Origin of the sequence: Pseudomonas sp. EA_65y_Pfl1_P113, from assembly GCF_963970525.1 — a bacterium.
Taxonomy (GTDB): domain Bacteria; phylum Pseudomonadota; class Gammaproteobacteria; order Pseudomonadales; family Pseudomonadaceae; genus Aquipseudomonas; species Aquipseudomonas tritici.
Genome location: NZ_CAXAQM010000011.1, coordinates 90578 through 114611, shown reverse-complemented (window position 1 = coordinate 114611; position 24034 = coordinate 90578). Strand labels below are relative to the sequence as shown.

Below are 24034 nucleotides of genomic sequence, written 5' to 3'. Positions count from 1 at the left end.
AAACGGTGGTGCAGAATCTGCCACCTATCCCTCGCAGAGAAACACCGGATGTTCGCTCCTGCCAATCAAAGTGCCTTCACCCTGACCCTCGATGGGGAGCCCAGTGAACTCAAGGTGTTCGAGTTCATGGGTGTGAGTCCATCAGCCAACCCTACCGTTTTGAACTCGAACTGGTCGCCGAGCAGCCCGATCTAGACCTGGAAAGTCTGCTGCATCACCCGGTGTATCTCGGATTTGATGATCGTGGCCATGGCGTTCATGGTCTGGTTCACCGAGTGGCGCAAGGTGATTCAGGGCGCCGACTGACGCGTTATCAAATGACGCTTGTACCGCAGCTCGCCTATCTGGCGCACAGCAGTCACCAGCGTATTTTCCAGCACAAGACAGTACCGCAGATTGTTGCGCAGGTGCTGGAGGGGCAGGGGATCCAGAGCGACCGCTTCGAGTGCCGGCTCAGCGGCACCTACCCCGAGCGCGAGTATTGCGTGCAGTTTGGCGAAACTGATCTGGCCTTCATTCAGCGGCTGTGTGCCGAGTTGGGCATTCACTATCACTTCCAGCATTCGGCCGAGGCGCATGTGCTGGTATTTGGCGATGACCAGACGGTTTTTGTCCAGGCGGATCAGCCTACTCCTTACACTCCCGGTTCCGGGATGGTCGCGGACACCCCGGCGATCAAGCGGTTTACGGTGCAGGTGCAGACGCGCGCCACGGCAATCAACCTGCGCGACTATGACTTTCGCAAACCCAGCCTGGCGCTGGAAAGCGCGGTGTCTGGCGAGCAGTTACCCAAGCTCGAAGCGCAGGATTATCCCGGCCACTTCAGCGACCGTGCCCATGGCAAATACCTCGCACAGCGTGGCCTGGAGCGTCATCGCAGCGACTATCGTGTCGCCTGTGGCAGTGGTGATGAACCTGCTCTGGTCAGCGGACGGTTCCTCAGGCTCGCCGGTCACCCGCGCGAAGACTGGAACGCCTTGTGGCTGGTGACGAAAGTAACCCATGAGGGCAAGCAGCCCCAGGTACTGGAAGAGCTTGTAACCGAGGTGTCGGGCGGGGATTTTCGCCAGGGCTATCGCAACGAATTCGCCGCCGCCCCGTGGGATGTGATTTTCCGGCCGCCAATGCCAGAGCAGCCTCGCCCGAGCATTGCTGGCTATCAAAACGCAACGGTGACCGGCCCCGTCGACAGTGAAATTCATTGTGATGAATACGGCCGGGTCAAGGTGCAGTTGGCGTGGGATCGTGCCGCAGAGCATAACGACCATTCCAGTTGCTGGCTGCGGGTTGCCAGCGCCTGGGCGCATGATCGTTATGGGTCGGTCGTGATCCCGCGAGTCGGCATGGAAGTGCTGGTGGGCTTCGTCAATGGCGACCTGGACATGCCACTGGTGGTGGGCTGCCTGGCAAGCGCCGCAACACAGGTGCCCCTCGACCTGCCGGCGGACAAGACCCGCAGCATTTTCCGCAGCCAGAGCAGCCCAGGTGGGGGAGGCTACAACGAGCTACGCATTGAGGATCGCAAGGGGGCCGAGGAAATCTACCTGCGTGCCCAGCGTGATTGGACGCAGCATGTGCTGCATGACCATCGGGTGAAGGTGGGCGGTGAGTCGCACCATGAACAGCAAGGCGAAGAGCAGCGCATAACCCATGGCAACCGCGTGACCGACCTCAAGCAGGACGACCATCTGGTGGTTGGCGGCTCACAGCAGGTGCGCGCCGGGCAGACCATCCAGATGGGGGCAGGGCAAAGCGTTGTCATTGATGCGGGCGCGACCGTCACGATTCAGGCGGGTGGGCAGTCGATCACGCTGTCTGCGGGCGGAATTTTCAGCAGCGTACCGATTCAGCTCGGCGGCTCCGCCGTTCCGACATCCGCGCCGTTGATTCCTGGCGTGAAAGAGAAGTTGCTGGCCGTGATTCCTGCACCGCTGAGTCGTGTGCAAATTGCCAGCCTGAAGCGCAGCGCGCCGTTTTGCGAAGAGTGTGAGCGTTGTAAAAACGGCCAGTGTGATCTCACCTGACCTCCACTTTAAAAGGAATTTACGTCGATGCATCAACCCTTGCTTGCTGGTGAACAGCTCTTCGCGGTACTGGGCGCTGCCAGCGACGCCAAGCCCTTGGAGGCTTGGAGAGCGCTTGCCGTCGGCGCCCCACTGCAACCCATTTGGGCTGGCACCGCCTACGAGAAATGGGAAGAGGTAATGCCCTACGTGGGTATCGTCGAGCCGGGCAGCCCTTTCCTCGATTGGGCCGCCTCCACTGACGCAACGGATTGAGGGTGGCTGGCCCTTTCGTTGAGCTCGTTGGACAGTGTGGTGGCACATCTTCAAGGCTTGACCAAGGTGTACCTGCCCGATGGCCAGGAGGTGTTTTTGCGTTTATGGGATGGCGATCAGATGCTACCCATCCTGCAGCAAGTGGGTGGCGAGGTGTTGCCGGTATTCCAGCATTACCTGATCAGTGGCCAGTCGCTGACCGTTGCGACTGGCCCGGTCACGGCGGCTAAAGCCAGCCCGTGGTGGCGGGTGCCTGCACCGTTATTGGAACACCTGGCCGGGCAATCGCCGCAGACTCTTATCGGCAACTTGCTGCAATGGCTGGAAGAGCAGCGCCCCCACCTCTACACCGCCTTCACGCCCACGACCTTGCAGCACAAGGTCGTCTACTTTTCGCGCGGTCCGGATGTCAGCCATCAGGCGCTGGCCGGCTATCTGGCCTCAGAGCTGAGTTGAACCCAGTGCCTGCTGCAGATCTTCGATCAGGTCTTCAATCGCCTCGATACCGACTGACAGGCGAATCATCTCCGGCTTCACGCCGGCCTTGGCTTGTTCCCGCTCGCTCATCTGCCGATGGGTGGTAGAGGCGGGGTGACAGGCCAGGGATTTGGCATCGCCGATATTTACCAACCGCTTGAAGATTTGCAGCGCGTCGTAGAAGCGCACACCGGCCTCGTAACCACCCTTTAGGCCAAACGACAGGATCGCCGACGGTTTACCCTGCATATATTTCTGCGCCAATACGTGATGGGGATGGTCTGGCAGGCCGGCGTAGCTGACCCACTCGACATCCGCGTGGTCTTGCAGGAATTGCGCAACTTTCAGGGCGTTTTCGGTATGGCGTTCCATGCGCAAGGCCAGGGTTTCCAGGCCTTGCAGCAGGAGAAAGGCGTTCATGGGGGCCAGCGCCGCGCCGGTGTTACGCAGCGGTACGGTGCGGGCGCGGGCGATGAAGGCGGCAGGGCCGAATTTTTCCGTGTAGACCACGCCGTGATACGCGGGCTCCGGGGTGTTGAGGCCGGGGAATTTCTCTGGGTAGTCGGTCCAGGGGAAGGTGCCACTGTCGACGATCACACCGCCCAGTGAATTGCCGTGGCCACCGATGTACTTGGTCACCGAGTGCACCACGATATCGGCACCAAACTGGATCGGTTTGCACAGGATCGGCGTGGCCACGGTGTTATCCACCATCAGCGGCACGCCTCGGGCGTGGGCCACCTTGGCCAAGGCTTCCAGGTCGACGATATTGCCGGCTGGGTTGCCGATGCTTTCGCAGTACACCAGCTTGGTGTTGTCATCGATCAGTTCGGCGATGGCTTCGGCGGAGTCGTCGCGGGCGAAACGCACGTCGACGCCAAAGCTTGGCAGCAAGTGTGCGAACAGGGTGTAAGTGCCGCCGTAGAGTTGCGGGGTGGTGACGATATTGTCGCCGGCCCGGGTGAGGGTCTGGATCGCGTAGTGGATTGCGGCGCTGCCGGCCGACACGGCCAGGGCGGCGATACCGCCTTCAAGGGCGGCGACACGCTGCTCCAGCACGTCATTGGTGGGGTTCATGATTCGCGTGTAGATATTGCCAGGCACGTCCAGGTTGAACAGATCGGCGCCGTGCTGGGCGTTATCGAATTCGAACGCGACGTTCTGGTAGATCGGTACGGCGACGGCCTTGGTGGTTGGGTCGGACTTGAAGCCGTGGTGCAATGCGATGGTGGCGTCTTTCATGAAAATTATTGACCTCCCTGGACTCTGTGGGCACCCGCTGCAAGGTGCAAGCTGGCTCGCCTGCGATAGCATCACCGCGGTAGTTGGTAATACCGCAGCGCCTGCATCGCGGGCAAGCCCGCTCCCACATAACCCGCTAGATCATTTTCGGCATAACGCCTGTGCTTTTGACATAAGCACCGTCCGGCAAGCCGCACTGCACCAACGCCCGCGTAAAAGGTAAACTTCGCCCCCTGCGCAGGAGCAACCATGAATTATCGTCACGCCTTTCACGCCGGCAACCACGCCGATGTCTTCAAACACCTGACCTTGACCCGCCTCATCGCCCTGATGTCGCGCAAGGAGCAGCCGTTCACCTACCTCGATACCCACGCCGGCATCGGTCTGTACGACCTGCAGGGCGACCAGGCCAACCGCACCGGTGAATACCTGGAAGGCATCGCGCGCCTGTGGGGCGAAAGTGACCTGCCGCCGCTGACCGCCGATTATATGCGTGTGCTGCATGAGATGAACCCGGATGGCGAGTTGCGCTACTACCCGGGCTCGCCGGAGCTGGCGCGGCGCCTCACGCGTCCACAGGACCGCGTACTGCTCAATGAAAAGCATCCGGAAGACGGTCTGCTGCTCAAGGACAACATGAAAGGTGATCGCCGGGTCAAGGTGCACTTGGGCGAAGGCTGGCATGTGCCACGTGCCTTGCTGCCGGTGCCGGAAAAGCGTGCGCTGATGCTGATTGATCCGCCGTTCGAGAAGCTCGACGAGATGCAACGTTGCGCGGCGTCCCTCAAGGAAGCCGTGAGCCGCATGCGCCAGACCGTCGCGGCCATCTGGTACCCGGTGAAGGACCAGCGCCTGTTGCGCCGTTTCTACCAGGACCTGGCCGGCACCGGTGCGCCGAAGTTGTTGCGTGTGGAGTTGCTGGTGCATCCGCTGGACACGCCCAACACCCTGACCGGCTCGGGCCTGGCGATCGCCAACCCGCCGTGGGGCCTGGAGGAGGAATTGCGTGAGCTGCTGCCGTGGTTGTCGAAGAAGCTCGGGCAGACCCAGGGCGGGTGGCAGATGGATTGGCTTATTGCTGAATGAAAGCTGCAAGTTTCAAGCTGCAAGTGGTGGTTGCTGCTTTTACTTGCAGCTTACAGCTTGAAACTTGCAGCTCCGATCTTCAGATCGGACAGCTCACGCCTGTACCGCCAATCCCGCAGTAGCCCTGCGGGTTCTTCGCCAGGTACTGCTGGTGATACGTCTCGGCGAAGTACACCGTCGGCGCTTCTTCGATTTCCGTCGTGATCTCACCCAGGCCGGCCTTGGTCAATTCAGCCTGATAGGCATCAGCACTGGCTTGCGCCGCCGCCAACTGCTCCGGCGTGGTCGCATAGATCACCGAGCGGTACTGGCTGCCAATATCATTCCCCTGACGCATGCCCTGGGTTGGGTTGTGCAGTTCCCAGAACATCTTCAGCAGGTCTTCGTATTTCACTTTGGCTTGGTCATACACCACCAGCACTACTTCGCTGTGGCCGGTCAGGCCTGAGCAGACTTCTTCATAGGTCGGGTTCGGCGTGTAGCCGCCGGCGTAACCCACCACGGTGCTGACCACGCCATCGCGCTCCCAGAACTTGCGCTCGGCGCCCCAGAAACAACCCAGGCCGAAGATCGCAAAACCGACGTCATCGAGGAACGGGCCCAGCAGCGGGTTGCCGTTGACGAAATGAGTCTCTGGCAGCGTCATTGGGGTTTCACGACCAGGCAAAGCTTGTTCTTGAGTAGGCAGCACGTTTTTGTTCACCAGAATTTCCGAGCGCAAGACCATGATCAGTCCTCTCAGTCAGGTTGAATTGGATAAGACGTCAGACCGCCAGTGTGCCCGAGTGTTACAGCGCTGTCAGGCGATTGGCCCGCGCGGATAGCGTTTGAGCTTCTCGAGCAGCTCTGCTCCGGGGATCGGCCGGTCAAACAGGTAGCCCTGGCCGACATCGCAACGGTGCCGGCGCAGGAACGCCAGTTGCTCGGCCGTCTCAATGCCCTCGGCCACGACCTTGAGCTTGAGGTTGTGGGCCATGGCGATCACCGCCGAGGTGATTTCCATGTCGTCCTGGTTATCCGGGATTTCGTGGATAAAGCTGCGATCAATCTTGATGATGTCGATGGGGAATTTTTTCAAGTAGCTCAGCGACGAGTAACCGGTGCCGAAGTCATCCATGGCCAGTGTCAGGCCAAAGCTTTTCAGCTGATCGAGTTGCAAGCGCGTGTCTTCGGTGGCTTCCAGCAGCAAACCTTCGGTCAGCTCCAGTTCCAGAAGGTTGGCCGGCAGTTGTTCTTCCTTGAGGATCGTGGCAATCGACGCGACCAGGTCCGGGTCAGAGAACTGCTTGGGCGACAGGTTGATCGCCACCTGCAGATTGCCCATGCCGGCGGCACTCAGTTGCTTGCTCATGCGGCAGGCCTGGCGCGCAATCCATTTGCCGATGGGAATGATCAGCCCGGTTTCTTCAGCCACGCTGATGAACTGGTCGGGACGGATCATGCCCTTTTCCGGGTGGTTCCAGCGCAGCAGCGCCTCCATGCCCAATAGGCGACCGCTACGCAGGCACAGCTTGGGTTGGTAGAACACGTCCAACTCGTTCTGGGTAAGGGCGCGGCGCAGGTTGTTTTCCACGAACAGTTTGTAGCTGGCTTCGGCATTCAGGGCTTCGGTAAACACTTGCACCTGGTGTTTGCCGTTGGCCTTGGCTTTGTGCAGGGCCAGGCCGGCGTTGCGCATCAGGGTTTGCGGATCGCGGCCATGCAGCGGCGCGCAGGCGAGGCCCACGGAGCCGGTGACGCTGATCAACTGATTATCGACGAACATCGGTTTGTCGAGGGTCGCGAGCAGTTGGCTGGCGACCTGCTGGCCGGTCTCCAAATCGGTGTCGTCGAGCAGCACTGCAAACTCGTTACTGGCAAAGCGCGCCAGGCTGCCGCTGGCGCTCAGGCTGTTGCGCAGGCGGCGCGCCAGGCTGATCAACAGTTTGTCACCGGTCTGGTGGCCAAGGCTGTCGTTGATTCGCTTGAAGTTATCGATGTCCACCAGCAACAGGCTGATCGGGCTGTCGCTGTCACGTGCAAAGCGTTCATCCAGGTTGCGGATAAACGAGGGGCGGTTGCCCAGGTTGGTCAAGTTGTCGGTGTAGGCCAAGCGCTCGATGCGCTGCTGGGCCAGCTTGGTCTGGGTGATGTCTTCGTAGATGCCGATGTAGTGCGTCAGCTCACGGTTATCGCCATAGACCTTGGAAATTGACAGTTGGCCCCAGTAGGGTTCGAGGTTTTTACGCCGGCTTTTGAATTCGCCCTGCCAGCTGTTGCTCTTGGCCAGGCTCGACGGTGCGTCGAACAGTAATTCGCTGAAGTTTTCCAGCGCCGGCAATTCGGCCAGGCGGTGGCCGTGGACTTCTTCGGCGCTGTACTGGGTGATCGCGGTAAAGCTCGGGTTGACGTACTCCACCACGCCGTCGCAGTTGACCAGCAAAAACGCGTTGGCGCTTTGTTCCACGGCACGCTGGAACAAGTGCAGTGCACTGGTGGCAGTGCGGCGGTTGTGGTTGTTGATGACTTGCGCGAACTGATCGGCCAGTTCGCCGGCAAAGGCGATTTCATCGGCCTGCCAGGCGCGCGTGCAGCTGCTTTGTTCCAGGCACAACACGCCGACGACCTGGCCATCGACGCGGATGCTCGCGTCGAGCATGGCGTGAATGTCTTTGTTCTCGACCATTTCCCAGGTACGTGGGTCGCGCAAGGCGTTGGTGGCGTCAATGGCGCGGCTGGTGTGCAGGGCTTCGAGGTAATCCGGGAAGCAGCTTGCGTCAATGGAGTCGGGCAGGTGGTGCTGCTGGTCGTCGCGGTGGTAGGCCGAGATGGGCACCAGCCGTTGGCCTTCGAGGTTCCAGATGCTGGCGCAGTCGATCTGGTAGATATCGCAGGCGCTGCGAGTGATCAGCTCAGCGGCTTCTTGCAACGAATTATTGATGGTGTAGCGTTGGCGGGCCAGCAGCAGAATCAACTCCTGCTGGGCACGCACCCGCTCCAGGTGTTGCAACTGTTCCTGCTGGGCGCGCTGGTTGAGCTCTAGTGCGATCTGCAGGCGGCTGTTCTGGTTTTCCAGGTCTGCCGTGGGCACGGCAGCGGCAGCGGGGAGTTCACTGAACAGGCCGTCGACCACCATCAGGTAGCCGCGCAGCAGGTGGCGATTGTGTTGTTTATAGGCTTCGCCCATTTCCAGCAGGCTCAGCGGACCATCATTGGTATGCAGGGTATAGCGCACCAAGTAGTGAGGGCTCAGGGCCAGTTGCTGCTGGATGGTGTCGTGCAGTTCATAGCGCGCCTGGGGTTCCATCAGGCTGGCGTAGGGCGTGCCGAGCAGGGCACACAGCTCAACGGCCGACACACCGAATTGGCGCTCGCAATTGGGGTCGAGGTAAAGGAGGGCCCAGCTTGCCTCATTCAGCCGCTCGAAACGCAGCATACCGAGGCGCGAAGGCACCGGTAACTGCGTCACTACCTCGGCCGCCATTCGGGCGACATCGGGTTGGCTTTTCATGGGGCAGACTCATTTGAAATAACGCGCACGGCGCCGGGCTTACGCCCTCTTTTCTGTTGCCTGCGGCAAGGTTGCATCATGCGGCGCGGGCTGACAAGAGAGGATGAAGGCTAAGTGCTATAAGGGTGTTATCGGCCGCGGGAGGGGTTTCTTCAATCGGAATGATGGAAGGTGTACAAACCTGTCTTCTTTATCCAGCTTCCTGCCGGGGAACAGGCAAAAAAAGCCCCGCCAAGTGGCGGGGTTGAGGTACGAGCGTGGCGCTCGGAAATCGGTGTAGCCAGGCCCCCTCGGTGAGGAGGAGGCCCGTTGAGGCTTACAGCAGGATGGTGCGGATGTCGTTCAGCAGTTGGCTCAAGCGCTGCGTGAAGCGAGCAGCAGCGGCACCGTTGATCACGCGGTGATCGTAGGACAGCGACAGCGGCAGCATCAGCTTAGGCTGGAACGCTTTGCCGTCCCACACAGGCTGGATAGTGGCCTTGGACACACCCAGGATCGCCACTTCCGGCGCGTTGACGATTGGCGTGAAGCCAGTGCCGCCAATATGACCGAGGCTGGAGATGGTGAAGCATGCGCCTTGCATGTCGTCTGCGGTGAGCTTCTTGTCGCGGGCCTTGGCAGCCAGCGCAGCGGCTTCGGCAGCGAGTTGCAGCAGGCTCTTCTGATCGACGTTCTTGATGACCGGTACCAGCAGGCCTTCCGGTGTGTCGACGGCAAAGCCGATGTGTACGTATTTCTTGCGAATGATCGCCTTGCCGCTTGGCGCCAGCGAACTGTTGAAGTCCGGCAGTTCCTTGAGCAGGTGCGCACACGCCTTGAGCAGCAGTGGCAGCACGGTCAGTTTCACGCCAGCCTTCTCGGCCACGGCTTTCTGCGCAACGCGGAAAGCTTCCAGGTCGGTGATGTCGGCCTGGTCGAACTGAGTCACGTGTGGGATGTTCAGCCAGCTCGCGTGCAGGCTCGACGCGCCGATTTGCATCAGGCGGGTCATCGGCACTTCTTCGGTTTCGCCAAAGCGGCTGAAGTCCACGGTGCGGATCGGCGGAATGCCCGAACCACCGGTAGCGCCACCGGCAGCCGGCGCTTCCTTGGCTTTTTGCATCATGGATTTGACGTAGACCTGCACGTCTTCCTTCAACACGCGGCCGTGAGGGCCGCTTGCCGATACGGCATTGAGCTCAACGCCGAATTCACGGGCCAATTGACGCACGGCTGGACCGGCGTGAACCTTGGCACCGCTTGGCGCAGGTGCGCCAGCCGCTTGGGCCGGTGCGGCCTCGGCTTTTGCAGCAGGTGCAGGTGCAGCGGCAGCCGGTGCAGCTTCAGCTTTGGCGGCTGGAGCAGCGGCCGGTGCTGGAGCGGCAGCAGGTGCAGCGCCTTGCACTTCCAGCGTGAGGATAAAGTCGCCAGTGCCGACTTCATCTTCCAACTTCACTGCAATGCTTTTCACCACGCCGGCAGCCGGCGAAGGGATTTCCATGGAGGCCTTGTCGGACTCCAGGGTGATCAGCGATTGGTCGGCTTCAACGGTGTCGCCGACCTTGACCAGCAGCTCAATGATCTTGGCCTTGCCCGACGAGCCGATGTCCGGGACATGAATGTCCTGAACGCTGGCGGCGGCAGGGGCAGCCGCGGGGGCCGCAGGGGCCTCGGCAGCAGGTTTTTCAGCCGGTGCAGGTGCAGCAGCGGCAGCAGGAGCCGCCGCAGCAGGGGCCGCATCAGCGGCACCTTCGATTTCCAGTTCCAGCAGTTCGTCGCCTTCTTTCAGGCGGTCGCCCAGCTTCACTTTCAGGCTTTTGACCACGCCGGCCTTGGGAGCAGGGATTTCCATGCTCGCCTTGTCCGATTCCAGGGTCAGGATGCTCTGGTCGGCTTCGACAGTGTCGCCGACCTTCACAAACAGCTCGATTACTTCACCTTCACCGCTGCCGATGTCAGGTACGCGAATGAGTTCGCTCACAAAAAATCTCCTCAGCAGTCCAGTGGGTTGCGTTTTTCCGGGTTGATCCCGAACTTGACGATAGCGTCAGCCACCACCTTGGGTTCGATCTCACCACGGTCAGCCAAGGCTTCCAGGGCTGCCAACACCACGAAGTGACGGTCAACTTCGAAGAAGTGACGCAGCTTCTTGCGGCTGTCACTGCGGCCGAAACCGTCGGTGCCCAGGACTTTGAATTCCTTGGACGGGACCCACTGGCGAATCTGTTCAGCAAACAGCTTCATGTAGTCGGTAGAGGCGATCACCGGACCTTTGCGGCCGGCCAGGCACTCTTCGACGTAGCTCTTCGCAGGCTTCTGGCCTGGGTGCAGACGGTTGCTGCGCTCTACGGCCAGGCCGTCGCGACGCAGCTCGTTGAAGCTGGTAACGCTCCACACGTCAGCGCCGACGTTGAACTCTTCACGCAGGATCTTCGCCGCTTCACGCACTTCACGCAGGATGGTGCCGGAGCCCATCAGCTGCACGTGGTGCGCCGCTTCCTTGGTGTCTTCTTCGAGCAGGTACATGCCCTTGATGATGCCTTCTTCAACACCGGCCGGCATGGCAGGTTGCTGGTAGGACTCGTTCATCACGGTGATGTAGTAGAAAACGTCCTGCTGCTCTTCAGTCATCTTCTTCATGCCGTCCTGGATGATCACCGCCAGCTCATAGCCGTAGGTTGGATCAAAGGTGCGGCAGTTCGGGATGGTGGCAGCCAGGATGTGGCTGTGACCGTCTTCGTGTTGCAGGCCTTCACCGTTCAACGTAGTCCGGCCGGCGGTACCGCCGATCAGGAAGCCACGGGTACGGCTGTCGCCTGCTGCCCACGCCAGGTCGCCAATACGCTGGAAGCCGAACATCGAGTAGAAGATGTAGAACGGCAGCATCGGCTGGTTGTGGCTGGAGTACGAAGTACCGGCAGCGATGAAGGAGCTCATGGCGCCCGCTTCGTTGATGCCTTCTTCGAGGATCTGGCCCTTCTTGTCTTCCTTGTAGAACATCACCTGGTCTTTATCGACTGGCTCGTAGAGTTGGCCGACGGAGGAGTAGATGCCCAACTGACGGAACATGCCTTCCATACCGAAGGTACGGGCTTCGTCCGGGATGATCGGGACGATGCGCGAACCGATTTCCTTATCCTTGACCAACTGCGCGAGGATCCGCACGAAGGCCATGGTGGTGGAGATTTCGCGGTCGCCCGAGCCGTCCAGGATAGCTTTGAGGGTATCCAGCGGTGGTGTCGGGATGTTGAAGCTCTTGGCGCGGCGCTGCGGCACGAAACCGCCCAGTGCAGTGCGACGCTCGCTCAGGTAGCGGGCTTCGGCGCTGTTTGGCTCAGGCTTGAAGAACGGCAGGTTTTCCAGCTCTTCGTCCTTGACCGGAATGTCGAAGCGGTCGCGGAACAACTTCAGGCTGTCGACATCGACTTTCTTGGTGTTGTGGGCAGTGTTCTTCGCTTCGCCGGCACCGGTGCCATAACCCTTGATGGTCTTGGCCAGGATGACGGTGGGTTGTTCTTTATGGTTGACCGCTTCGTGGTACGCCGCGTAGACCTTGTACGGGTCGTGGCCGCCACGGTTGAGTTTCCAGATCTCGTCGTCGGACAGGTCTGCAACCATCGCCTTGAGTTCTGGCGTGTTGAAGAAGTGTTCACGCACGAATGCGCCGTCTTTGGCTTTGTAGTTCTGGTACTCGCCGTCGATGACTTCGTCCATGCGACGTTGCAGGATACCGTCGACGTCCTTGGCCAGCAGTGGGTCCCAGAAACGGCCCCAGATGACTTTGGTCACGTTCCACTGAGCACCACGGAACACACCTTCGAGTTCCTGGATGATCTTGCCGTTGCCGCGAACCGGGCCGTCGAGGCGCTGCAGGTTGCAGTTAATGACGAAGATCAGGTTGTCGAGCTTCTCGCGGCCAGCCAGGGAGATGGCGCCTAGGGATTCCGGCTCGTCACACTCGCCGTCGCCCAGGAAGCACCAGACTTTCTGCTTGCCTTCAGGGATGAAGCCACGGGCTTCCAGGTACTTCATGAAGCGTGCCTGGTAGATCGCTTGGATTGGACCCAGACCCATGGAAACGGTCGGGAACTGCCAGAAATCAGGCATCAGCCAAGGGTGCGGGTACGACGACAGGCCGCCACCGTCCACTTCCTGGCGGAAGTTGTTCATCTGGTCTTCGGTGATGCGGCCTTCCATGAACGCACGGGCGTAAACGCCTGGGGAGGTGTGGCCCTGGAAGTAGATCAGGTCGCCGCCGTGTTCCTCGGTCGGGGCCTGGAAGAAGTAGTTGAAGCCGATGTCATACAGAGTTGCACTGGAAGCGAAGCTGGAGATGTGACCGCCCAGGTCAGAATCTTTCAAGTTCGTGCGCATTACCATCGCCATGGCGTTCCAACGTACCAGCGAGCGAATGCGGCGTTCCATGAACAGGTCGCCAGGCATGCGTGCTTCGTGGGTAACGGGGATGGTGTTGCGGTATGGCGTAGTGATGGCGTAAGGCAGTTGCGAGCCGCTGCGGGTCGCGAGTTCGCCCATACGGGTCATCAGGTAGTGAGCACGGTCTTCGCCTTCTTTGTCGAGAACCGATTCCAGGGCGTCCAGCCATTCCTGGGTTTCGACGGGATCGAGGTCTTGCATGGCTTGCTCCAGGGCGGAAAGGCTACCAGAATCGGTTGCCTGAAGTTTGCGACTGGCCTTGTGGGCAGACGACATAAATTCTTGGATGGCCGAAGGTTGCTTCGGCGTCCTGTAGTTTTACTACAAATCGTCGGCCATTTCAGCCTTTCGAATGTATATACGAGTAGTAAAACTACACAAGACTGAGCGTATGGCTCGGTCTGGCTGGTGAGCATAATCGTTATTGTTGATCTTTTGCGAACAAGAAAAGGTGGAAGTTTAATGTTCCCTGCCAACAACTATAGATTTTCAGCTATTTATAACCTTTGTTCGACAGTCCTTCATGTAGCGCCAGTATCACGTCCACAGCAACAAGCCATTTACGCGCTGATCAAGGATAGACCATGAGCCTTCCAATGCTGGCCGAACTGCCGGCCATTCTCTTGCCAAAAGCCCAGCGGGCCGAGCAGTCATTTCGTGACGCCGTGGCCGCGCTGGACGACGATCATGGACTTTCTGCGTGGACGCCGCAACGGTGGGCCGATTTCGTCCGCGTGTGCGCCGCCAGTGATTTCGTCATTGAACAGAGTGTTCGTGACCCTTTGATGTTGCTCGAGCTGGTGGCCTGGGGCGAGCTGGACCGGGGTTTCGCCCCTGGCGAGCTGTGCGGGCAAATTGCTGGCGCAGTGCAACAAGCCGAAACAGAAGACGAGCTGGGCCGTGTGTTGCGTCGCCAGCGTACTCGCCAGCAAGTGCGCATCATCTGGCGCGATTTGACCCGCCAGGCGGGCCTGGTGCAAACCTGCCAAGACCTTTCCGACATGGCCGACGCGAGCATCGACCAGGCCTACCTGTGGCTGTACCAGCGCCACTGCGCGCAGTTCGGCACGCCTACCGGCCGGCGCAGCGGCGAGCCGCAGCACATGGTCATCCTCGGCATGGGCAAGCTCGGCGCGGTGGAGCTGAACCTGTCGTCGGATATCGACCTGATCTTCGCGTATCCCGAAGGCGGCGAAACCGTCGGTGTTAAACGCTCCCTGGACAACCAGGAATTTTTCATCCGTCTTGGTCAAAAACTGATCAAGGCCCTCGACCCGATGACGGTTGACGGCTTTGTGTTCCGCGTCGATATGCGCCTGCGTCCCTACGGTTCCGCGGGCGCGTTGGTGCTCAGCTTCAATGCGCTGGAGCAGTACTACCAAGACCAGGGCCGTGACTGGGAACGCTACGCCATGATCAAGGCGAGGGTGGTGGCGGGCGACCAGGTGGCGGGTGCGCAACTGCTCGACATGCTGCGACCGTTCGTTTATCGGCGCTATCTGGACTTCTCCGCCATCGAAGCGCTGCGCACCATGAAGCAGTTGATCCAGCAGGAAGTGCGGCGCAAAGGCATGGCCGAGAATATCAAGCTGGGCTCTGGCGGTATCCGCGAAGTGGAATTTATCGCCCAGGCCTTCCAGCTGATCCATGGCGGCCGCGACCTCAGCTTGCAACAGCGGCCGCTGCTCAAGGTGCTCGGCACCCTGGAGGGTCAGGGTTACCTGCCGCCGGCGGTGATCGCCGAATTGCGCAATGGCTACGAATTCCTGCGTTATACCGAACATGCGATCCAGGCGATTGCCGACCGCCAGACGCAAATGCTCCCGGACGACCCGGAAGATCAGGCGCGCATTGCCTTTATGCTGGGGTTCGCCGACTGGGCCGCGTTCCATGAGCGCCTGATGTACTGGCGCGGGCGTGTGGATTGGCATTTCCGCCAAGTGATTGCCGATCCAGACGAAGAAGAGGGTGAAGAGAGCGAACTGGTAGTGGGCGGTGAGTGGTTGCCGTTGTGGGAAGAATCCCAAGACGACGAAGCGGCCTGCCGCCAATTGGCCGAAGGCGGGTTCACTGACGCGACCAAGGCGCTCAAAGTGTTGGCCGGCCTGCGCAGCAGCCCCCAACTGCGTGCCATGCAGCGCCTGGGCCGCGAACGCCTGGATGCATTTATCCCGCGTCTGCTCGCCCAGGCTGTCGAACACGCCAACCCGGACCTGGTGCTGGAGCGTGTGTTGCCGCTGGTGGAAGCGGTCGCTCGGCGTTCTGCCTATCTGGTGCTGCTCACGGAAAACCCTGACGCGTTGCGTCGCCTGTTGACCCTGTGCGCCGCCAGCCCGTGGATCGCCGAACAGATCACACGCTTCCCGCTGCTGCTGGATGAGCTGCTTAACGAAGGCCGTTTGTTCAAGCCGCCATTGGCGCCGGAGCTTGCGGCTGAGCTGCGCGAGCGCCTGACGCGCATCCCCGAGGACGACCTTGAGCAACAGATGGAAGCCTTGCGTCACTTCAAGTTGGCTCACCGCCTGCGCGTGGCCGCGTCTGAAATCGCCGGCAGCTTGCCGCTCATGAAAGTCAGCGACTACCTGACCTGGCTCGCCGAGGCCATCCTCGAGCAAGTGCTGGCCCTGGCCTGGCGCCAGACCGTCGCGCGCCACGGCTCGCCGCAGCGGTTGGACGGTACGCTGTGCGATCCTGGGTTCATTATTGTCGGTTACGGGAAAGTCGGCGGGATCGAACTGGGGCATGGTTCGGACTTGGACCTGGTGTTTATCCACGACGGCGACCCGCAGGCCGAAACCGATGGCGCCAAGCCGATTGATGGCGCGCAGTTCTTCACGCGCCTGGGCCAGCGGATCATTCACCTGCTGACCACCCAGACCAACTCCGGCCAGCTGTATGAAGTGGACATGCGCCTGCGGCCTTCCGGCGCCTCCGGGCTGTTGGTCAGTTCACTGGGAGCGTTTGATCGCTATCAACAAAATGAAGCCTGGACCTGGGAACATCAGGCATTGATCCGTGCGCGGGTGCTGGTCGGTAGCCAGGATGTGGGGCATGGGTTCGAACGGGTCCGGGCTAAAGTGTTGGGGCGGGAGCGGGATCTGGCGAAGCTGCGCCAGGAGGTGAGCGAGATGCGCGCGAAGATGCGTGACAACCTGGGTACCAAGACCACGGCGGCCGGCACTGGCGCCAATGCCTTCGAAGCCACGGCGGCGTTCGACCTCAAGCAGGACGCCGGAGGTATCGTCGATATTGAATTTATGGTGCAATACGCGGCTTTGGCATGGTCTGCGCAACATCCATCGTTGCTGCGCTATACCGACAATATCCGCATTCTGGAAGGCCTGGAGCAGGTGGGCTTGATGCCCGCCGCCGATGCCCACCTGCTGCGTGAGGTGTATAAGGCCTACCGTTCCGCCGCGCACCGCCAGGCCTTGCAAAACGAGGCCGGTACGGTGGCCGGGGATCAGTTCGCCGACGAGCGGCGCCAGGTGATGCGAATCTGGAAAGAACTGGGGTTAAGCTGAAACTTGATGAATTGAGCGACGCCGATCTGATGTGGAAACCGGCTTTATGTGGGAGCGGGCTTGCTCGCGGAGCAGGCGCTGCGGTCTGTCTATCGGGCTGCGGTGATGCCTTCGCGAGCAAGCCCGCTCCCACACAAACCGGTGTTCACACAAACCCGGTCTTATAGTCATTATCGAGGCGGGGAGGCATAAGCCTCCCCGCATCGTTTGTGGAAACTACATGAATATTCTGATCGTTGGGCCCAGCTGGGTCGGTGACATGGTGATGGCGCAGACACTGTTTCAGTGCCTGCGCATGCGCTACCCAGACTGCCAGATCGACGTGCTCGCCCCTGAGTGGAGCCGGCCGATCCTTGAGCGCATGCCCGAGGTGCGCAAGGCCTTGAGCTTCCCGCTCGGTCACGGTGCCCTGGAGTTGGCGACCCGCCGCCGCATCGGTAAATCCCTGGCGGGCGAATACAACCAGGCGATCCTGTTGCCCAACTCCCTCAAGTCGGCGCTGGTGCCGTATTTTGCCGGCATCCCCAAACGCACCGGCTGGCGCGGCGAGTTTCGCTACGTGCTGCTCAATGATGTGCGCAGGTTGGACAAATCCCGCTACCCGCTGATGATCGAGCGCTTCATGGCCCTGGCGTATGAGCCGGGTGCCGAGTTGCCCAAGCCGTATCCGCGCCCGAGCCTGCAGATCGACCCGGTCAGCCGCGACGCCGCCCTGGTCAAGTTCGGCCTGCAACTCGACCGTCCGGTCCTGGCGCTGTGCCCAGGGGCCGAGTTTGGCGAGTCCAAGCGCTGGCCGTCGGAACACTACGCCAAGGTCGCCGAGGCCAAGATCCGCGAAGGTTGGCAGGTGTGGTTGTTTGGTTCGAAGAAGGATCATCCGGTGGGTGAAGATATTCGCCAGCGCCTGATTCCCGGCCTGCGCGAAGAGTCGGTCAACCTCAGTGGTGACACGTCCCTGGCCGAGGCCATCGACCTGCTGTCCTGCGCCGATTCGGTGGTGTCCAACGACTCCGGCCTGATGCACGTCGCCGCCGCGCTGAACCGCCCATTGGTGGCGGTGTACGGCTCCACTTCCCCTGGTTTCACCCCGCCTTTGGCCGATAAGGTCGAAGTCGTGCGCCTGGGCCTGGAGTGCAGTCCGTGCTTTGAGCGCACTTGCCGTTTCGGTCACTACAACTGCATGCGCCAATTGCTGCCGCAACCGGTGAACGAAGCCTTGCAGCGGTTGCAGGGCTCTGTGGTCGAGGTCCGATAGTTTGCGCGTACTGGTAATCAAGACCTCATCCCTGGGCGATGTGATCCACGCGTTGCCGGCACTGACCGACGCAGCGCGGGCGATCCCCGGCATTCAATTCGACTGGGTCGTGGAAGAAGGCTTCGCCGAGATTCCCACCTGGCATCCGGCGGTCGACAAGGTCATCCCGGTGGCAATTCGTCGCTGGCGCAAAAACATCTGGCAGACCCTCAAAAGTGGCGAATGGCGGCGCTTCAAGCAGCAGGTCCAGTCGACCAAGTACGACCTGGTGATCGACGCCCAAGGCCTGCTTAAAAGCGCCTGGCTGACCCGCTATGTACGTGCCCCGGTAGCCGGTTTCGACAAGCACTCGGCCCGCGAGCCGTTCGCAGCACGCTTCTACTCCCGGCGCCTGGCCGTGGCCCCCGGGCAACATGCGGTGGAGCGTTTGCGCCAACTGTTCGCCGTGGCGCTGGGTTATGACTTGCCCAAAGGCTTGGGCGACTATGGCCTGAGCGTCGACAAGCTGCTCGGCCTACCGCCGAAAAAGCCCTTCGTCCTGCTGCTGCACGGCACCACCTGGGACACCAAGCACTGGCCCGAAACCTACTGGCGCGAGCTGGCCGAACGCATGGGGCGCCTGGGTGTGGACGTGAAATTGCCCTGGGGCAACGCCGCCGAAAAAGCCCGCGCCGAACGCTTGGCCCAGGGCCTGCAAAACGCCGAAGTGCTGCCCAAGCTGAACCTGGCCGGTGTCGCCCGCGTATTGGCCGGCGCCCGCGCCTGCGTGGCGGTGGACACCGGTCTCGGTCACCTGGCTGCTGCGCTGGACGTGCCGACCATTTCCCTGTTCGGCCCGACCAACCCTGGCCTCACTGGTGCCTATGGCAAGGGCCAGATTCACCTGGCCAGCGACTTCCCCTGCGCGCCTTGCCTGCAAAAGCACTGTACCTATCAACCGACGGCCGACGACCTGCGTCGCTTCGACATCACGCGCGAGTCGCCCCTGTGCTTCACTCGCCTGAACCCTGAGCGTGTGGCAAGCCGACTGAGCACGTTGTTATTGGCTGAGGAGCTGCACTGATGCAACTGGCTTTTGTTCTGTACAAATATTTCCCCTTCGGCGGCCTGCAGCGTGACTTCATGCGCATCGCCCTGGAATGCCAGCAGCGCGGCCATCAGATTCGTGTCTACACGCTGATCTGGGAAGGCGATATCCCGCCCGGTTTCGAAGTGCTGGTGGCGCCGGTCAAGGCGTTCTTCAACCATCGGCGCAACGAGAAACTCAGCGCCTGGATGGAGGCCGACCTGGCCAAGCGCCCAGTGGACCGCCTGATTGGTTTCAACAAAATGCCTGGCCTGGACGTGTACTACGCCGCCGACGGCTGCTTTGAAGACAAGGCGCAAAACCTGCGCCATTCGCTGTACAAAAGCTTTGGCCGTTATCGCCACTTTGCCGAGTACGAGCGCGCGGTGTTTGCCAAGGATGCCAAGACCGAAGTCCTGATGATTTCCGAAGTGCAGCAGCCGCTGTTCATCAAGCATTACGACACCCCGCTGGAACGCTTCCACTTGCTGCCGCCGGGCATTGCCCAGGACCGGCGCGCGCCGCCGAACGCCGCCGAGATTCGCGAAGGTTTCCGCAAGGAATTCAACCTGGGCGCAGACGATCTGTTGCTGGTGCAGATAGGCTCCGGCTTCAAGACCAAGGGCGTCGACCGCAGCCTCAAGGCCGTGGCCGCCTTGCCATCGGAGCTGAAAAAACGCACGCGCCTGTTTGTAATCGGCCAGGACGACCCCAAGGTATTCCAGTTGCAGAGCGCCACGTTGGGGCTGGGCGATAACGTGCAGTTCCTCAAAGGCCGCAGCGATATCCCGCGCTTCCTGCTGGGCGCCGACCTGTTGATCCACCCGGCGTACAATGAAAACACTGGTACCGTATTGCTCGAAGCCCTGGTGGCCGGGCTGCCGGTGCTGGTCTCGGCGGTGTGTGGTTATGCCCACTACATCCATGAGGCCGACAGCGGCCTGGTACTGGATGAGCCGTTTGAACAAACGCAGCTGAACCAGTATTTGGCCCAGATGCTCACCGACACTGCACAGCGCGCGGCCTGGAGCCGCAATGGGTTGGCCTTCGCCGAGACGGCCGACCTCTACAGCATGCCGCAGCACGCGGCAGATGTGATTCTGGCGGAGCCAAAACGATGAAATTGATTCTTGCCGAACCGTTCAAGACGTTGTGGGCCGGGCTTGATGCCTTTGCCGAAGTCGAGAAACTGCAAGGCCAGGTATTCCGTGAGCTGGCGGCGCGTCGCACCTTGCGCACCGAGGTCGATGGCCGCCCGTTTTTCGTGAAAATCCATCGCGGCATTGGTTGGGCGGAAATCTTCAAGAACCTGATCACCGCCAAGTTGCCGGTGCTCGGCGCCGGCCTGGAGTGGGACGCCATCCACCGTTTGCAGGCACTGGGTGTGCCAACCATGACCGGCGTGGCGTTCGGCGAAAAGGGCAGCAACCCGGCGGACCAGCATTCGTTCATCATCACCGAAGAGCTGGCGCCGACGATCAGCCTGGAAGACCTGACGATCAATTGGGTTGCCGAGCCGCCTGCGCCTGCGTTGCGCCACGCCCTGACGGCTGAGCTGGCGCGCATGGTCGGTGATATGCACCGAGGTGGCGTCAATCACCGCGACTGCTACCTGTGCCACTTTCTGCTGGACACCTCGAAGCCCATTGATGCCAGCACGATCAAGCTGTCGGTGATCGACCTGCACCGTGCCCAATTGCGGGCCCATCTGCCGCTGCGCTGGCGCGACAAGGACCTGTCGGCGCTGTACTACTCGGCGCTGGAAATCGGCCTGACCCGCCGCGACAAGCTGCGCTTTCTCAAGGGCTACTTCCGCCAACCGCTGCGCCAGATCCTGGCCGAGCAATCGGCGTCGTTGAGCCTGATGCAGCGCAAGGCCGACAAGCTCTATGCGCGCAAGCAACGTTACGGGGATGCGATCTGATGGCGGGTTGGAACCTGGAACCTGCCTACGCCCACCTAGCGGATGATTTTGGAAGCCTCGAAGCCGTCTTTGCCCTGCAAGGCGAGCGGCTGACCCGCGACCCGCTGTCGGAGGTGGTCCGGGTGGAGCGCGGCGGGGTCAATTACTACGTCAAGCGCTACGTCGGCGCCGGCAAGGGCTTGCGGCGTTACCTGGGCAAGCCCCGGGTCAAGTCCGAATGGCAGAACCTCAAGCGCTTCGCCAAGTGGGGCATTCCCACTGCCGACGTGGTTGCCTGGGGCCTGGAACGCAAAGGCCTGGCCTACGACCGTGGTGCGATGATCACCCGCGAGTTGCCGAGGACGGAAGACCTGTCGGTGCTGGCCGAGCGTAATGATGCACGCCTGCGCGATCCGAAGTGGGTCGACGCGGTGAGCCGCCAGCTCGCTGAATACACGCGCACCATGCACGATCATCGGTTTACCCATAACGATTTGAAGTGGCGCAACCTGCTGATCGACGACCAGACCACCCTGTACCTGATCGATTGCCCCAACGGCGATTTCTGGCGCGGCTTCTGGCTCAAGTACCGTATTACCAAAGACCTGGCCTGCCTGGACAAGGTGGCCAAGTATCACCTGTCCGCCACCCAGCGCCTGCGCTTCTACATGCAGTACCGTCAGCGCCGGCACCTGAGTGCTTCGGACAAGCAGCGTATTCGCCACGTGGTGAAGTTTTTCGAGGGACGTGAATGAGTGATTTCCTGGCGGCTGAAGACCGTGCGCTGCTGGAGCGCAACGGCCTGGCGACGTTCGATGCCCTGTGGGCCAAACAACTGGATGCGGTGGACGAGCCGAATACCAGTCGCGGCGGCTGGAGCAGCGTGTTTCGCCTGGAGCTCGACGGCCACGGTTACTACCTCAAGCGCCAGAGCAATTACCTGACGCGCAGCCTGCACCGCCCCTTCGGCGAACCGAGCTTCTCCCGCGAATTCCGCAATATCAGCCGTTACCGCAAGCTCGGTATTCCTGCCTTGCAAGCGGCGTTCTACGGGGAGCGAAAAGTCGCTGGCGAACACCGCGCGATGCTGCTGACCCGCGCCCTGGACGGCTGGAATGACCTGGATTCGTTGCTGGAGCAGTGGCCTTCACTGAGCGATGCCCAGCACCGCGCGATCCTGCTGGCCTGTGGCCAACTCGCACGCCGACTGCACAGCGTCGGCCAAGTGCATGGCTGTTTCTACCCCAAGCATATTTTCCTGCAGGCCACCGGTGACGGTTATGCCGCGCAGTTGATCGACCTGGAGAAAACCCGCCCGCTGCTGTTCGGCTGGCGTGATCGGGTCAAGGATCTGGAGCCGTTGTTGCGTCGCGCACCACAATGGTCCGATGCGCAGGTCCGCCAACTGTTGGCGGCATATCTGGAACAGCCTGAGGGCAGCGAGTTGGTCGCCACTTGGTTCCAGCGCCTTGGCGCTCGTCGTAGCCATAAGGAAAACCGTTGATGCGTTTGTCCGAGCTGAAAACCGCCGGCCGTACTCCCACCCTGCCGCTGACGATTGAACTGGTCGATGCGGCGGGCCCAGGCCAGTTGCAACTGCTGAGCCTGTTGCGTGTGCTGCCGGGCGAGCGCTACGTAGGCGCAGCGGTGTGGCGCGGGCGTCCGGTGCTGGCCAAGTTGCTGGTGGGCAGCAAGGCGGCGCGGCACTTTCAGCGTGAACTCAATGGCGTGCGCCTGCTCGCCGAGCAAGGCCTGACCACACCGTTGTTGCTGGCCGATGGCTTGCAGGAAGGCGAGGGCGGTTGGCTGTTGTTCGAATTTATCGAAGGCGCCGAGAGCTTGGCGGACGCCTGGCACGCGGTCGAAGGTCTGCCGCCCTTGGCTGACGAGCAAACTGCGGTGCTTGCCGAGGCATTGGGTGCTATTGCCCTGATGCACACTAAAGGCCTGTGGCAGGAAGACCTGCACCTGGACAACTTGCTGCGTCGGGACGGCAAGCTGTATTTGATCGATGGTGCCGGGATTCGCGTGGAAGAGGCGGGCAAGCCCCTGTCGCGCAACCGCGTACTGGAAAACCTTGGGGTGTTTTTCGCCCAATTGCCGAAGCATCTCGAGCCGTTTAACGAAGAGCTGCTGGTGTATTACCTGCTGGGCAACGGCGAGCACGCTTTGCCCTTGGAGGCCTTGGAGAAACAGGTGCGCAAGGTCAGCGCTTGGCGCCTGAAGGACTTTCTCAACAAGGTCGGTCGCGAATGCACGCTGTTCAGTGTGCTGCGCGGGCCGTTTGCCCTGCGTGTAACCCGTCGTGAGGAAGAAGTCGCGATGCTGGCGGTGCTGGAACAGGCCGATGCCTTGCTCGAGCAGGGCCACTTGTACAAGACCGGTGGAACCGCCACGGTGGCCAAGGCCGAAGTGGCGGGTCGCCCATTGGTGATCAAACGTTACAACATCAAGAGCTTTGCTCACTGGTTCAAGCGCTTCTGGCGCCCAAGCCGTGCCTGGCATTCTTGGCGTGAAGGCAATCGCCTGGTGTTCCTCGGTATCGCTACGCCCAAGCCGCTGGCTGTGCTGGAAAAGCGCTTTTTCGGCCTGCGCGGTCGCGCTTACCTGATTACCGAATTCCTGCCGGGGCCGGACATCATCGAGCGCTTTGCGCCTTACATTGAGAGCGGTGACGCGCCGGAGAACGAACTGCTCGCCCTGGATCACCTGTTCGCCGAGCTGATCCGCGAGCGCATCAGCCATGGCGACTTCAAGGGGCATAACCTGTTCTGGGACAAGGATCGCTGGTCGTTGATCGACCTGGATGCCATGCGCCAACACAGCACCCAAGCCAGCTTCGCCCCGGCGTTTGCCAGGGACCGCGCGCGGTTCATGCGTAATTGGCCGCAGGACAGTGCGTTGTATCAACTGATTGATCAGCGCCTGCCCAAACAGATCGAGGCCTGAAGGCCGGTTACTGAGCCTTGACCAGCGTCGTACGAATGTCGACCTTGTTCTGAGTATTGTCCTGGCTGGCGAAGAAGTACCCGTAGTCCTCTAGGTACATGACGGTGCTGGTGGCGCGGTATTGATCGCCAGCGGCGGTGCAATTGAGCGCTTTGGCATTGCCGCTCAGCGCCGAGTTGAGTGTGCTGGCCGCCAATTCGCGTTCCACGACGCAGGTCGAATCGCGGGACAGCAGGCGCTCCTCTTCGGCGGTAGTGCGACTGCGCTCCTTCACCTTGAGCCCCAGCCTAGCGCGACGATAATCGCGATGTGTTTCATGAGCGTTCCTTGCAGGCTAGAGGGGGATC

General features: G+C 61.0%; 15 protein-coding genes and 2 pseudogenes. 11 read left to right on the top strand and 6 right to left on the bottom strand.

What is annotated here, in order from left to right; genetic code table 11:
• The first annotated feature begins 48 nt into the window (after positions 1–48).
• Both AACY52_RS12975 and AACY52_RS12970 read left to right on the top strand, forming a co-directional pair.
• A pseudogene (locus tag AACY52_RS12975) lies at positions 49–2024 on the top strand (type VI secretion system tip protein VgrG).
• Between the two features lie 27 nt (positions 2025–2051).
• Positions 2052–2735 (top strand): annotated as a pseudogene (locus AACY52_RS12970) (DUF4123 domain-containing protein).
• Here AACY52_RS12970 and AACY52_RS12965 read toward each other — a convergent pair.
• Positions 2721–3998, bottom strand: coding sequence for an O-acetylhomoserine aminocarboxypropyltransferase/cysteine synthase family protein (locus AACY52_RS12965; protein ID WP_339415594.1), 1278 nt, complete (start codon positions 3996–3998; stop codon positions 2721–2723). The pseudogene AACY52_RS12970 and the gene AACY52_RS12965 overlap by 15 nt on opposite strands.
• A 249-nt stretch (positions 3999–4247) precedes the next feature.
• Here AACY52_RS12965 and AACY52_RS12960 point away from each other — a divergent pair, with 249 nt between their 5' ends.
• On the top strand, positions 4248–5084 hold the full coding sequence (locus AACY52_RS12960; protein WP_339415595.1) for a 23S rRNA (adenine(2030)-N(6))-methyltransferase RlmJ: 837 nt from the start codon (positions 4248–4250) through the stop codon (positions 5082–5084).
• 79 nt (positions 5085–5163) lie between these two features.
• Here the strand turns inward: AACY52_RS12960 and msrA are convergent, their stop codons facing one another.
• The 4 genes from msrA to aceE all read right to left on the bottom strand — a co-directional run bounded on the left by msrA (position 5164) and on the right by aceE (position 13191).
• Positions 5164–5811: a peptide-methionine (S)-S-oxide reductase MsrA gene (msrA, locus tag AACY52_RS12955; RefSeq protein ID WP_065875274.1), complete on the bottom strand. Its 648-nt coding sequence runs from the start codon at positions 5809–5811 to the stop codon at positions 5164–5166.
• A 72-nt stretch (positions 5812–5883) separates the two neighbouring features.
• Positions 5884–8574, bottom strand: a complete 2691-nt coding sequence (locus tag AACY52_RS12950; protein WP_339415596.1) for an EAL domain-containing protein — start codon at positions 8572–8574, stop codon at positions 5884–5886.
• A gap of 316 nt (positions 8575–8890) precedes the next feature.
• Complete coding sequence (aceF, locus tag AACY52_RS12945; RefSeq protein WP_339529784.1) at positions 8891–10534, bottom strand: dihydrolipoyllysine-residue acetyltransferase; 1644 nt, start codon at positions 10532–10534, stop codon at positions 8891–8893.
• 11 nt (positions 10535–10545) lie between these two features.
• Positions 10546–13191: a pyruvate dehydrogenase (acetyl-transferring), homodimeric type gene (gene aceE, locus AACY52_RS12940; protein WP_339415598.1), complete on the bottom strand. Its 2646-nt coding sequence runs from the start codon at positions 13189–13191 to the stop codon at positions 10546–10548.
• 383 nt (positions 13192–13574) lie between these two features.
• Here aceE and glnE point away from each other — a divergent pair, with 383 nt between their 5' ends.
• The 8 genes from glnE (at position 13575) to AACY52_RS12900 (ending at position 23687) form a co-directional block, all read left to right on the top strand.
• Positions 13575–16514 carry a bifunctional [glutamate--ammonia ligase]-adenylyl-L-tyrosine phosphorylase/[glutamate--ammonia-ligase] adenylyltransferase gene (gene glnE / locus AACY52_RS12935; protein WP_339427264.1) on the top strand — a complete coding sequence of 980 codons (2940 nt, stop codon included), beginning with the start codon at positions 13575–13577 and terminating at the stop codon, positions 16512–16514.
• A 220-nt stretch (positions 16515–16734) separates the two neighbouring features.
• Positions 16735–17769 carry a lipopolysaccharide heptosyltransferase II gene (gene waaF / locus AACY52_RS12930; RefSeq protein WP_339415600.1) on the top strand — a complete coding sequence of 345 codons (1035 nt, stop codon included), beginning with the start codon at positions 16735–16737 and terminating at the stop codon, positions 17767–17769.
• A gap of 1 nt (position 17770) precedes the next feature.
• Positions 17771–18832: a lipopolysaccharide heptosyltransferase I gene (waaC, locus tag AACY52_RS12925; protein WP_339415601.1), complete on the top strand. Its 1062-nt coding sequence runs from the start codon at positions 17771–17773 to the stop codon at positions 18830–18832.
• Positions 18832–19956, top strand: coding sequence for a glycosyltransferase family 4 protein (locus AACY52_RS12920; protein ID WP_339493308.1), 1125 nt, complete (start codon positions 18832–18834; stop codon positions 19954–19956). Before waaC ends, AACY52_RS12920 begins: the two co-directional genes overlap by 1 nt.
• A complete protein-coding gene (rfaP, locus tag AACY52_RS12915) occupies positions 19953–20759 on the top strand; it encodes a lipopolysaccharide core heptose(I) kinase RfaP (RefSeq protein ID WP_339415603.1) in 807 nt (268 codons plus the stop codon). The genes AACY52_RS12920 and rfaP overlap by 4 nt, the downstream gene beginning before the upstream one ends.
• Positions 20759–21493 (top strand): lipopolysaccharide kinase InaA family protein, encoded by a 735-nt coding sequence (locus AACY52_RS12910; protein ID WP_339415604.1) that lies wholly within the window; start codon positions 20759–20761, stop codon positions 21491–21493. The genes rfaP and AACY52_RS12910 overlap by 1 nt, the downstream gene beginning before the upstream one ends.
• Positions 21490–22242 carry a lipopolysaccharide kinase InaA family protein gene (locus AACY52_RS12905; protein ID WP_339415605.1) on the top strand — a complete coding sequence of 251 codons (753 nt, stop codon included), beginning with the start codon at positions 21490–21492 and terminating at the stop codon, positions 22240–22242. Before AACY52_RS12910 ends, AACY52_RS12905 begins: the two co-directional genes overlap by 4 nt.
• Positions 22242–23687, top strand: a complete 1446-nt coding sequence (locus tag AACY52_RS12900) for a lipopolysaccharide kinase InaA family protein (RefSeq protein WP_339415606.1) — start codon at positions 22242–22244, stop codon at positions 23685–23687. Before AACY52_RS12905 ends, AACY52_RS12900 begins: the two co-directional genes overlap by 1 nt.
• 7 nt (positions 23688–23694) lie before the next feature.
• Here AACY52_RS12900 and AACY52_RS12895 read toward each other — a convergent pair whose 3' ends face one another.
• Positions 23695–23961, bottom strand: coding sequence for a hypothetical protein (locus tag AACY52_RS12895; RefSeq protein ID WP_339415607.1), 267 nt, complete (start codon positions 23959–23961; stop codon positions 23695–23697).
• Positions 23962–24034 lie beyond the last annotated feature (73 nt).